General features: G+C 59.5%; 9 protein-coding genes. All 9 read right to left on the reverse strand.

From position 1 onward, the window contains the following. Positions 1 to 87: 87 nt before the first annotated feature. Entirely contained in the window at positions 88 to 933 is an 846-nt protein-coding gene (gene kdsA, locus CKW38_RS08855; RefSeq protein ID WP_007908840.1) for a 3-deoxy-8-phosphooctulonate synthase, read from the reverse strand. A gap of 5 nt (positions 934 to 938) precedes the next feature. Beyond that, positions 939 to 2570, reverse strand: coding sequence for a CTP synthase (locus CKW38_RS08860; RefSeq protein ID WP_007908841.1), 1632 nt, complete (start codon positions 2568 to 2570; stop codon positions 939 to 941). A gap of 274 nt (positions 2571 to 2844) precedes the next feature. Then, positions 2845 to 4173, reverse strand: a complete 1329-nt coding sequence (gene tilS / locus CKW38_RS08865; RefSeq protein WP_095112509.1) for a tRNA lysidine(34) synthetase TilS — start codon at positions 4171 to 4173, stop codon at positions 2845 to 2847. 132 nt (positions 4174 to 4305) lie between these two features. Then, a complete protein-coding gene (locus CKW38_RS08870) occupies positions 4306 to 5253 on the reverse strand; it encodes an acetyl-CoA carboxylase carboxyltransferase subunit alpha (RefSeq protein ID WP_007908843.1) in 948 nt (315 codons plus the stop codon). A gap of 139 nt (positions 5254 to 5392) precedes the next feature. Next, a complete protein-coding gene (gene dnaE / locus CKW38_RS08875) occupies positions 5393 to 8914 on the reverse strand; it encodes a DNA polymerase III subunit alpha (protein WP_007908844.1) in 3522 nt (1173 codons plus the stop codon). A 76-nt stretch (positions 8915 to 8990) separates the two neighbouring features. Continuing rightward, entirely contained in the window at positions 8991 to 9617 is a 627-nt protein-coding gene (gene rnhB, locus CKW38_RS08880) for a ribonuclease HII (RefSeq protein ID WP_007908845.1), read from the reverse strand. Between the two features lie 11 nt (positions 9618 to 9628). Further along, positions 9629 to 10759 (reverse strand): lipid-A-disaccharide synthase, encoded by a 1131-nt coding sequence (gene lpxB, locus CKW38_RS08885; RefSeq protein ID WP_095112511.1) that lies wholly within the window; start codon positions 10757 to 10759, stop codon positions 9629 to 9631. A gap of 2 nt (positions 10760 to 10761) precedes the next feature. Next, positions 10762 to 11538 carry an acyl-ACP--UDP-N-acetylglucosamine O-acyltransferase gene (gene lpxA / locus CKW38_RS08890; protein ID WP_007908847.1) on the reverse strand — a complete coding sequence of 259 codons (777 nt, stop codon included), beginning with the start codon at positions 11536 to 11538 and terminating at the stop codon, positions 10762 to 10764. Next, positions 11535 to 11975 carry a 3-hydroxyacyl-ACP dehydratase FabZ gene (gene fabZ, locus CKW38_RS08895; RefSeq protein WP_003222142.1) on the reverse strand — a complete coding sequence of 147 codons (441 nt, stop codon included), beginning with the start codon at positions 11973 to 11975 and terminating at the stop codon, positions 11535 to 11537. Before fabZ ends, lpxA begins: the two co-directional genes overlap by 4 nt. Positions 11976 to 12048: the final 73 nt, after the last annotated feature.

Genomic DNA, 12048 nt, shown 5'->3' on the forward strand with positions numbered 1-12048 from the left:
GTGCAGCGGGCAGACTTGCAGACGATAACGCTCATGCCCGAGGGCATGAGCGACAAATCGTGCGGTACTTTACCGGAGAATTGAGGCTTACGCGGTTTCTACCGTCGGAAAACTCTTCACCAGTTCGTCCAAAGCTTTGAGCTGGGCCAGGAATGGCTCCAGTTTGTCCAGACGCAAGGCGCAAGGGCCGTCGCATTTGGCGTTGTCCGGATCCGGATGCGCTTCGAGGAACAGACCCGCCAGCGACTGGCTCATGCCCGCCTTGGCCAGATCCAGAACCTGTGCACGGCGACCGCCTGCGGAGTCGGCACGACCACCCGGCATTTGCAGCGCGTGGGTCACGTCGAAGAATACCGGGTACTCGAACTGCTTCATGATGCCGAAGCCGAGCATGTCGACCACGAGGTTGTTGTAGCCGAAGCTCGAACCACGCTCGCAGAGGATCAATTGATCGTTACCCGCTTCCACGCACTTGTTCAGGATGTGTTTCATTTCCTGAGGCGCGAGGAACTGGGCTTTCTTGATGTTGATCACAGCATTGGTCTTGGCCATCGCGACGACCAGATCGGTCTGGCGCGACAGGAAGGCCGGTAGCTGGATGATGTCGCAGACCTCAGCGACGACCGCGGCCTGTTCAGGCTCGTGGACGTCGGTGATGATCGGTACGCCAAAGGCTTGTTTGATGTCCTGGAAGATGCGCATGCCCTCTTCCAGGCCAGGACCGCGATAGGAGGTCACAGAAGAACGGTTGGCCTTGTCGAAACTGGCCTTGAACACGTAAGGGATACCGAGTTTCTCGGTGACTTTCACGTACTCTTCGCAAACCTGCATGGCCATGTCACGGCTTTCCAGCACGTTCATGCCGCCGAACAGCACCATGGGTTTGTCGTTGGCAATTTCGATGTCGCCGACGCGGATGATCTTCTGTGCCATCGGGATTAAGCCTTCTTCTGGTGTTGAGCCAACGCTGCTTTGACAAAACCGCTGAACAGCGGATGGCCATCGCGTGGTGTCGAGGTGAACTCAGGGTGGAACTGGCAAGCGACGAACCAAGGGTGATCGGCCGCTTCAACCACTTCAACCAGCGCCGCGTCAGCGGAGCGACCGGAGATTTTCAGGCCGGCTTCGATCAGTTGTGGCAGCAGGTTGTTGTTCACTTCGTAACGGTGACGGTGACGCTCGACGATCACATCCTTGCCGTAGCAGTCGTGCACCTTGGAGCCGGCTTCGAGCAGGCAGTCCTGAGCGCCGAGACGCATGGTGCCGCCCAGATCAGACGATTCGGTACGCACTTCAACGGCACCGGTCGCGTCTTCCCACTCGGTGATCAGACCGACAACCGGATGACCGCTGGCGCGATCGAACTCGGTGGAGTTGGCGTCTTTCCAGCCCATCACGTTACGGGCGAACTCGATGACCGCCACTTGCATACCGAGGCAGATACCCAGGTATGGAACCTTGTTTTCGCGAGCGTACTGAACGGCAGTGATCTTGCCTTCCACGCCACGCAGACCGAAGCCGCCCGGTACGAGGATCGCGTCGACACCTTCGAGCAGCGCAGTGCCCTGGTTTTCGATGTCTTCGGAGTCGATGTAGCGCAGGTTGACCTTGGTGCGGTTGCTGATGCCGGCATGACTCATCGCTTCGATCAGCGATTTGTAGGCGTCCAGCAGCTCCATGTACTTGCCGACCATGGCGATGGTCACTTCGTGTTCCGGGTTCAGCTTGGCATCAACCACCGCTTCCCACTCGGACAGATCAGCGCTACCGCATTGCAGACCGAAACGCTCAACGACGAAATCGTCCAGACCCTGCGAGTGCAGGATGCCCGGGATCTTGTAGATGGTGTCGGCGTCTTCCAGCGCAATTACCGCACGCTCTTCAACGTTGGTGAACTGGGCAATCTTGCGACGCGACGAGATGTCGATCGGGTGATCGGAACGGCACACCAGCACGTCCGGCTGCAGACCGATCGAACGCAGCTCTTTTACCGAGTGCTGAGTTGGTTTGGTCTTGGTTTCGCCAGCGGTGGCGATGTACGGCACCAGCGTCAGGTGCATCAGCATCGCGCGCTTGGCGCCGACTTCGAAACGCAGTTGACGGATGGCTTCGAGGAACGGTTGCGACTCGATGTCACCGACGGTGCCACCGATTTCAACCATCGCCACGTCAGCGTCACCGGCACCTTTGATGATGCGGCGCTTGATTTCGTCAGTGATGTGCGGGATCACCTGGATGGTCGCACCCAGGTAGTCACCACGGCGCTCTTTGCGCAGCACGTGTTCGTAGACACGGCCGGTGGTGAAGTTGTTGTTCTGGGTCATGGTCGTGCGGATGAACCGCTCGTAGTGGCCCAGGTCCAGGTCGGTCTCGGCGCCGTCGTGGGTGACGAACACTTCACCGTGCTGGAACGGGCTCATCGTGCCCGGATCGACGTTGATGTACGGATCCAGCTTCAGCATGGTGACCTTAAGTCCCCGCGCCTCCAGGATGGCTGCCAATGAAGCCGATGCAATGCCTTTCCCCAATGAAGAAACAACACCGCCCGTGACGAATATGTAGCGCGTCATGAAAAACCCTAGAAGTCTGCGTTAAAGCGGTACGAGCCGCCGGGGAAAGCGAAGGAAGGCCGAAGCCCCCGATCACCTGCATTAATCACAGTGCACCTTTCAAAAAAACCGCCGCGTTGGGACAGACCGGCAGGTGAAACACCGGTACGTTGCTCGCTACACATTTTTTGGAATCGCCCAGCAAAGACTGCTTGGTAATCGGCAACTCCTGCAATTCAGGCGAATCCACAGAAGTTGTATCAAGAAGGGAGCGTAGTCTACCGGAATGCTCCTTTCAGCTCAAACCTTGATCTTCGTCTGTTGGCAGCCAATGCAATTTCCAGCCGCCCTGCACAGGTCCATCAAGTCCCGGCAGGTTCGCCGCCGCGAGCAATTCATCACCGCGAAACAGCAGCGGCAATCTGCCACGGACGAAGCCCGGTACCGCGCGCTCATTGAGCAGGCGCTTGAGATCGCGGTGACCGCGATCCGCCAGGTGCATGACTTCGCCGCCCTGACGATAGCGAATCTGCAAAGGCCCGGAAGGCGCCTGCCCGCTGAACATGACACGGCCATTATCGGCCAAGCGTAGCGCTGACGACGGCGCTTGCCAGTCGGCACCGATCACTGGCGTGCGCAACCAGTTGCCGCTCAGCCACCACACTCGACCGGCGCTACGGTGCAGCTCGCCCTCAGCCAGCCGCCAGACGGGTGAAGCATCGTGAGCGGCCGCGCACAGATCCGTCCATCCCGACCAATGGTCACTATCGGGCAGTTGTGTGGAGGGCTCGAGCCAATGGCTGATCGCGTTTCGTTGGCGGGCCGCGGACAGTGCGGCGAGGGGCGCCAGTTCCAGCGACGGCAAACCCAGCCATGCAAAATCATGAGCAGTCGCGGCTGGCGCCAGATCGATCTGCGCCAGTTCGTCGAGCAGCCCCTGCGCCTCTCGCAGATGCGCAGCGCTGCGGGCCATGCTCGCCTGCGCTTGCGGCCAGCGCCCGGTCAGCAGCGGCATGACCTGATGGCGCAGATAGTTGCGCGAGAATTGCCGATCCTCATTCGATGGGTCTTCAATCCAGCGCAATTGATGAGCCTGCGCATACGCTTCCAGTTCGGCCCGGGAGATTTCCAGCAACGGACGAACCAGCGTGCCCTGCCCCACTGGCCGCTGCGTCGGCATCCCGGACAATCCGCGCACACCGGCGCCACGTAATAACCGGAACAGCAGCGTTTCCGCCTGATCATCGCGATGCTGGCCAGTAAGCAACACGTCATTGGCTTGCGTCAGTGAACCGAACACGGCGTACCGCGCATCCCGGGCCGCGCGCTCCAAGCTTGCGCCCGCTTGCACCGTCACGCGTTCAATCAGCAACTGCACCCCCAGCGCATCGCAGACAGACTGGCAGTGTTGTGGCCACGCATCAGCCGCAGCCTGTAGGCCGTGATGGATATGAACAGCGCTTAGCGCAGGGAGGGATTCAGATTTTGCCAGAGAGGCAAGCAGATGCAGCAGGACGGTGGAATCGAGACCACCAGAGAAGGCGATGCGCCAATGAGCGGCATTGCGCCAAGGCTCAAGGTTGAGCAACAGCCGGGAAGGCAAATCAATCATGGACGGACCCATATCTAACTCTTTGCCCCAAAACAAATGTAGGAGTGAGCCTGCTCGCGATCGCGGAGTGACAGCCAACACATTGGTTGAATGTTACACCGCGATCGCGAGCAGGCTCACTCCTACAGGGGGACTGCGTTCGACTTAGAGACCGTAGCTCATCAGTCGATCATAACGACGCTTCAACAGCGCTTCGTTATCGAACTTCTTCAGCATCGCCAGTTGCGAGCTCAGTTCGGCACGGATCGAAGCCGCCGCAGCCGCAGGGTCACGGTGAGCGCCGCCCAGTGGCTCGCCAATCACCTTGTCGACAATGCCCAGACCTTTCAGACGCTCGGCAGTAATGCCCATCGCTTCAGCCGCATCCGGCGCCTTTTCCGCGGTTTTCCACAGAATCGAAGCGCAACCTTCCGGCGAGATCACCGCGTAAGTCGAGTATTGCAGCATGTTCAGCTGATCGCAGACGCCGATCGCCAGTGCACCACCGGAACCACCCTCACCGATAACGGTAGCGATGATCGGCGTTTTCAGGCGCGACATCACGCGCAGGTTCCAGGCAATTGCTTCGCTCTGGTTGCGCTCTTCAGCGTCGATACCCGGGTAGGCGCCCGGGGTGTCGATGAAGGTCAGGATCGGCATTTTGAAACGCTCGGCCATTTCCATCAGGCGGCAAGCCTTGCGGTAGCCTTCCGGACGCGGCATACCGAAGTTGCGGCGTACCTTCTCGCGCACTTCACGGCCCTTCTGGTGACCGATGACCATCACCGGCTGGTCTTCCAGACGGGCGATGCCGCCAACGATGGCCGCGTCGTCAGAGAAGTGACGGTCGCCGTGCAGTTCGTCGAACTCGGTGAAGATGTGCTCGATGTAGTCGAGGGTGTACGGGCGTTTCGGGTGACGCGCCAGGCGTGCGATCTGCCAGCTGGTCAGCTTGCCGAAGATGTCTTCGGTCAGCGTTTTGCTTTTGTCCTGCAGGCGGGAGATCTCATCGCCGATATTCAGCGAATTGTCATTACCGACCAAGCGCAACTCTTCGATCTTGGCTTGCAGGTCGGCGATCGGCTGTTCGAAATCTAGAAAATTCGGGTTCATAGGCGTCCGTCTTGGGTCGTGTCCCAAATGAGCTTGGGCCGGCCGGTTGTCTATTCGCGCCCTACCTTAAGGGAGAGGCGCGCTGAGGTCGAGATTAAAAATTCAGGTTGCGGGCAAGCGCAATGATGGCACTTGCCGGTCAACGGTATTGGAGGAAGACGTTGTCTCGCCCGAACTGGTCACGCAGGGCTTGAATCAACGCATCCGCCGGATCAATTCGCCAGGTCTCGCCGAACTGCAGCAAGGTCTTCGCATCCGGGCTGGTGTACTCCATGGTGATCGGGCACGCGCCGCGATGACGCTTGAGCAAATCACCCAACCAGCGTAGCTGATCGCCTTTCAGGTCCTGGGTTTGCAGCTTCAGGCGCAGGCTCTCGGCGAGGTTGGTGCGCGCATCTTCCATGCTCATCACCCGCTTGACCCGCAGGCGCAGACCACCGGAGAAGTCGTCGTTGCTGACTTCGCCTTCGACCACCACCATCGCGTCGGTCTGCAACAACGATTGCGCAGAGTGGAACGCATCGGCAAACAAGGAAGCCTCGATCCGCCCTGAGCGGTCGTCGAGGGTGATGAAGCCCATCTTGTCGCCCTTCTTGTTCTTCATCACGCGCAGGGCAATGATCATCCCGGCCACGGTCTGCGTGTCGCGCGCCGGTTTCAGGTCGATGATGCGCTGGCGGGCGAAACGGCGAATTTCACCTTCGTATTCGTCGATCGGGTGACCGGTCAGGTACAGTCCCAAGGTGTCTTTCTCACCTTTGAGACGTTCCTTGAGGGTCAGCTCCTTGGCCTTGCGATGGGACGCATAAACATCGGCGTCTTCCTCGACAAACAGCCCGCCGAACAGGTCGGCATGGCCGCTGTCGTGGGTGCGCGCGGTTTGTTCGGCCGCCTTGATCGCCTCTTCCATCGCCGCCAGCAGCACGGCACGGTTACGGTCGATATTGGCCTGGTAAGCCTTTTGCTCGTCGTGGAAGTACGGGCCCAGACGATCCAGCGCACCGCTGCGGATCAGGCCGTCCAGCGTACGTTTGTTGATGCGCTTGAGGTCGACACGGGCGCAGAAGTCGAACAGATCCTTGAACGGACCGGCCTGACGCGCTTCGGTGATCGCCTCAACCGGGCCTTCGCCGACGCCTTTGATCGCGCCGAGGCCATAGACGATGCGGCCATCGTCGTTCACCGTGAACTTGAACTCCGAAGTATTCACATCCGGCGCGTCGAGACGCAGCTTCATGGTGCGAATTTCTTCGATCAAGGTCACGACCTTGTCGGTGTTGTGCATATCCGCCGACAGTACCGCGGCCATGAACGGCGCCGGGTAGTGAGCTTTCAGCCACGCAGTCTGGTACGAGACCAGGCCGTAGGCGGCGGAGTGGGATTTGTTGAAGCCGTAACCGGCGAATTTTTCTACCAAGTCGAAAATGTTACCGGCGAGGTCGGCGTCAATATTGTTGGTCGCGCAACCTTCAATGAAACCGCCGCGCTGCTTGGCCATTTCCTCAGGCTTTTTCTTACCCATCGCCCGACGGAGCATGTCCGCACCACCGAGGGTGTAACCGGCCATGACCTGGGCAATCTGCATCACCTGTTCCTGATACAGGATGATGCCGTAAGTCGGTGCCAATACTGGCTTGAGGCCTTCGTACTGGTAATCCGAGTGCGGGTACGCCAGTTCGGCGCGACCGTGCTTACGGTTGATAAAGTCGTCCACCATGCCGGACTGCAGCGGGCCTGGACGGAACAGGGCCACCAGTGCGATCAGGTCTTCCAGGCAGTCGGGCTTGAGCTTTTTGATCAGCTCTTTCATGCCGCGCGATTCAAGCTGGAATACCGCAGTGGTCTCAGCTTTCTGCAACAACGAGTACGTCGGTTTGTCGTCCAGCGGGATAAACGCGATATCCAGCGGCGGCTCGTTGACCTTGGCGCGGTCGCGGTTAATCGTTTTCAGCGCCCAGTCGATGATTGTCAGGGTCCGCAGACCGAGGAAGTCGAACTTCACCAGACCGGCCGCTTCAACATCGTCCTTGTCGAACTGGGTTACCAGACCGTCACCGGCCTCGTCGCAATAGATCGGCGAGAAGTCAGTCAGCTTGGTCGGCGCGATAACCACACCACCGGCGTGTTTACCGACGTTACGCACAACGCCTTCGAGCTTGCGCGCCATCTCCCAGATTTCCGCCGCCTCTTCATCGACCTTGATGAAGTCACGCAGGATCTCTTCCTGTTCGTAGGCTTTTTCCAGGGTCATGCCGACTTCGAACGGAATCATCTTCGACAGACGATCGGCCAGACCGTAAGACTTGCCCTGTACCCGCGCCACGTCACGCACCACAGCCTTGGCGGCCATGGAACCGAAGGTGATGATCTGGCTTACCGCGTTGCGGCCGTATTTTTCGGCCACGTAATCAATCACGCGGTCACGACCGTCCATGCAGAAGTCGACGTCGAAGTCGGGCATCGATACCCGTTCCGGGTTAAGGAAACGTTCGAACAGCAGGTCGTATTCCAGCGGATCAAGGTCGGTGATCTTCTGTACATAAGCCACCAACGAACCGGCACCCGACCCACGGCCCGGACCTACCGGCACGCCGTTGTTCTTGGCCCACTGGATAAAGTCCATCACGATCAGGAAGTAACCGGGGAAGCCCATCTGGATGATGATATCCAGCTCGAAATTCAAGCGATCGACATAGACCTGGCGCTTGGCTTCGTAGTCTTCGGTGGTGTCTTTGGGCAGCAGTACCGCCAGGCGTTCTTCGAGACCGTCGAAGGACACTTTGCGGAAATACTCATCGATGGTCATGCCATCGGGGATCGGGAAGTTGGGCAAAAAGTGCGTGCCCAGCTTCACTTCGATGTTGCAGCGCTTGGCGATCTCGACGGTGTTTTCAATCGCGTCGGGAATATCGCTGAACAGCTCGATCATTTCCTCGGCGCTTTTCAGGTATTGCTGATCGCTGTAATTCTTCGAACGGCGCGGATCGTCGAGGGCACGGCCCTCACCGATGCACACGCGGGTTTCGTGGGCGGCGAAGTCTTCCTGCTTGATGAAGCGCACGTCGTTGGTTGCCACCAGCGGCGCGCCGAGTTTGTCGGCAAGCGCTACGGCACCGTGCAGTTGCTCTTCATCGTTAGGACGATTGGTGCGCTGGATTTCCAGATAGAAACGATCCGGGAACACCGCCATCCATTCGCGCGTCAGGGCTTCGGCTTCGGCCGGATTGCCGCCGATCATGGCCATGCCGATCTCGCCTTCTTTGGCGGCGGACAGCATGATCAGGCCTTCGTTGGCTTCGGCAACCCACTCACGCTCGACAATGATCATGCCGTTGCGCTGGCCTTCGATGAAGCCGCGCGAGATCAACTCGGTGAGGTTGCGATAGCCCTTGGCGTTCATCACCAACAGGCTGATGCGACTCAGCGGTGCATCCGGGTCTTTGTTCGACAGCCACAGGTCGGCGCCGCAAATCGGCTTGATGCCGGCGCCCATGGTGTTTTTATAGAATTTGACCAGAGAACACATGTTGTTCTGGTCGGTGACCGCGACCGCCGGCATGTTCATGGCGGTCAGCGCCTTGACCAGCGGCTTGATCCGCACCAGCCCGTCGACCAGGGAGTATTCAGTGTGCAGGCGTAGATGAACGAATGAAGCCGGCATAGTGATCCTGTCCAGTTACATAGAGACAACAAGGCCCGGATTGTACCGGGCCTCGAACAAAACATCAGCCTTGCGACTAAACCTGCGTCAGACCTTCCAGCGCTTCATAAGCCTGACGCACCGGGGCGAACGAGCGCCGGTGAATCGGCGTCGGGCCAAGGCGCACCAAGGCTTCCAGATGAACGGGCGTCGGGTAGCCTTTATGGCCGCCGATGCCGTAACCCGGGTAGATCAATTCGAATGCAGCCATTTCACGGTCGCGACTGACTTTGGCCAGAATCGACGCCGCAGCAATGGCCGGCACCTTGCCGTCGCCCTGCACCACCGCTTCGGCGCGCATCGGCAATTGCGGACAGCGATTGCCGTCGATCATCGCCAGCTTCGGCTGAATGTGCAGGCCGGCGACTGCGCGCTGCATGGCCAGCATGGTCGCGTGCAAAATATTCAGCTCGTCGATTTCTTCGACTTCGGCGCGGGCAATGCACCAGCTCAGGGATTTCTCGATGATTTCGTCGTAGAGCTTTTCGCGCTTGGCTTCGGTGAGCTTCTTCGAATCGTTGAGGCCGAGAATCGGCCGATTCGGATCGAGGATCACCGCTGCCGTGACCACTGCACCGCACAACGGACCACGACCGACTTCATCGACGCCGGCGACCAGTTCTTCGACTTCGGCGACCAGGGTGAAATCCAGGCCCATCTGCATGCTTGCCTTGCTCATCGTGTCTGACCGATCAGGTTGAGGACGGCGTCCGCCGCCTGATTAGAAGCATCCAGCCGCAGTGTGCGGTGGATCTCGTCGAACCCGCGGGTCTGTACTTCGCCGCCTTCGATCAGCGGCGACAGGGTCTGCGCCAATGCTTCGACCGTCGCATCATCCTGCAACAATTCTGGAACCAGCAGACGCTGGGCCAGCAGATTCGGCAAGGACACGTACGGGCTCTTGACCATGCGTTTGAGAATCCAGAACGTCAGCGGTGCCAAGCGGTACGCCACCACCATCGGCCGCTTGTACAACAGCGCTTCGAGGGTCGCGGTGCCGGAGGCGATCAGCACGGCGTTGCACGCAGCCAGTGCCAGATGGGATTTGCCGTCGAGCAGGGTTACCGGCAGATCACGCCCCGCAAGCAACTCTTCAAGCTGCGCGCGGCGCTCCGGATTGGCGCACGGGATGACAAAGCGCAAACCCGGGCGCATCGCGCGCAGGCGTTCAGCAGTATCGAGGAACAGCGCACCGAGACGGGAGACTTCGCCGCCACGGCTGCCGGGCATCAACGCCACCAGCGGGCCGTCGGGCAAGCCCAACTCGGCACGCGCCGCAGAGCGGTCGGCCTCCAGCGGGATGGTGTCGGCCAGTGTGTGGCCAACGAACCGCACCGGCACGCCTTTCTCTTCGTAGAACTTTGCTTCGAACGGCAGCAGTGTCAGCATCAGATCGCAACCTTCGCGGATCTTCAGCACGCGCTTCTGTCGCCATGCCCACACCGAAGGGCTGACGTAATGCACGGTTTTGATCCCGGCCTGACGCAGCTTGAGTTCGATATTGAGATTGAAGTCCGGCGCGTCGATACCGATGAACACATCCGGTTTCTCGGCGATCAGCGTGGCGATCAGGTCCTTGCGGCGCTTAAGCAATTCGCGCAGGCGCCCGAGCACTTCCACCAGGCCCATGACCGACAAGCGCTCCATGGGAAAATAGGAGGTCAGGCCTTCGGCCTGCATCAACGGGCCACCGACGCCGATGAACTCGACCGCCGGATGCTGCGCCTTGAGGGCGCGCATAAGACCGGCGCCGAGAATGTCACCGGAAGCTTCACCCGCTACCAGCGCGATACGCAGATTGGCCATGATCAGCGAGTGATGCCGCGAGTCGACGACTGGATGGAGTCGCGGAATATCGCGACTTCCGGGAACTGCGCTGCAGGTTCGGCCAGCTCGGCCAGCGCCTGTTCGACCGTGAGGCCCTGACGATAGACGGTTTTGTAAGCGCGACGCAGGGTGTGGATCGCGTCCTCGCTGAAACCGCGACGGCGCATGCCTTCGAAGTTCATGCTGCGCGCTTCGGCCGGGTTGCCGAACACGGTGACGAACGCCGGAACGTCCTTGCCGATGGCGGTGCCCATGCCGGAAAAGCTGTGGGCGCCAATGTGGCAATACTGGTGAACCAGGGTGAACCCGGAGAGGATCGCCCAGTCATCCACATGCACATGGCCGGCCAAAGCCGTGTTGTTGACCAGAATGCAGTGGTTGCCGATAACGCTGTCGTGGCCGATGTGGGCATAGGCCATGATCAGGTTGTGATCGCCCAGCGTGGTTTCCGAACGGTCCTGCACGGTGCCACGGTGAATCGTCACGCCTTCGCGGATGACGTTGTGGTCACCGATCACCAGACGGGTTTCTTCACCCTTGTACTTCAGATCGGGCGTGTCTTCGCCTACCGAGGAAAACTGGTAGATGCGATTGTGTTTGCCGATGCGGGTCGGGCCTTTGAGGATTACATGCGGCCCGATCACGGTACCCTCGCCGATTTCCACACCTGCGCCGATGATCGACCACGGGCCGACCTCGACGCCATCAGCCAGAACGGCCGATGGATCGATGATTGCGCGAGGGTCAATCAAACTCATAGCTTGCGTTCCGCACAGATGATTTCAGCGGAGCAGACTGGCTTGCCGTCGACCGAAGCCTGGCATTCGAACTTCCAGATCTGACGCTTGCAACTGATGAACTTGGCTTCGAGGATCAACTGATCGCCCGGCAACACCGGCTGACGGAAGCGCAGCTTGTCGGAACCGACGAAGTAGTAAAGCGTGCCGTCGGCAGGCTTCACGTCAAGCATTTTGAAACCGAGGATCCCGGCAGCCTGAGCCATCGCTTCGATGATCAGCACGCCCGGCATGATTGGATGCGCAGGGAAGTGACCATTGAAGAACGGTTCATTGATGCTGACATTCTTGTAGGCGCGAATGCGCTTGCCTTCAGTGTCCAGTTCCACCACCCGGTCCACCAGCAGGAACGGGTAACGGTGAGGCAGGTATTCGCGAATCTCGTTGATGTCCATCATTTCGGGGGGAAGCCTATGTAAAGATTGGGAGCGCGACTGACGCGCACTCCTCTAGCAAATCAAGGAGGCAGTC

The organism is Pseudomonas sp. Irchel 3H7 (assembly GCF_900187605.1).
Lineage (GTDB): Bacteria > Pseudomonadota > Gammaproteobacteria > Pseudomonadales > Pseudomonadaceae > Aquipseudomonas.

Excerpts from the sequence above, each read along its gene's own strand:
- rnhB (WP_007908845.1), bottom strand. The coding sequence starts at position 9,617 with ATGCAGATGGGCCTGGATTTCACCCTGGTCGCCGAAGTCGAAGAACTG.
- lpxB (WP_095112511.1), bottom strand. The coding sequence starts at position 10,759 with ATGGCCAATCTGCGTATCGCGCTGGTAGCGGGTGAAGCTTCCGGTGAC.
- CKW38_RS08860 (WP_007908841.1), bottom strand. The coding sequence starts at position 2,570 with ATGACGCGCTACATATTCGTCACGGGCGGTGTTGTTTCTTCATTGGGG.
- lpxA (WP_007908847.1), bottom strand. The coding sequence starts at position 11,538 with ATGAGTTTGATTGACCCTCGCGCAATCATCGATCCATCGGCCGTTCTG.
- CKW38_RS08870 (WP_007908843.1), bottom strand. The coding sequence starts at position 5,253 with ATGAACCCGAATTTTCTAGATTTCGAACAGCCGATCGCCGACCTGCAA.
- fabZ (WP_003222142.1), bottom strand. The coding sequence starts at position 11,975 with ATGATGGACATCAACGAGATTCGCGAATACCTGCCTCACCGTTACCCG.
- kdsA (WP_007908840.1), bottom strand. The coding sequence starts at position 933 with ATGGCACAGAAGATCATCCGCGTCGGCGACATCGAAATTGCCAACGAC.
- dnaE (WP_007908844.1), bottom strand. The coding sequence starts at position 8,914 with ATGCCGGCTTCATTCGTTCATCTACGCCTGCACACTGAATACTCCCTG.
- tilS (WP_095112509.1), bottom strand. The coding sequence starts at position 4,173 with ATGGGTCCGTCCATGATTGATTTGCCTTCCCGGCTGTTGCTCAACCTT.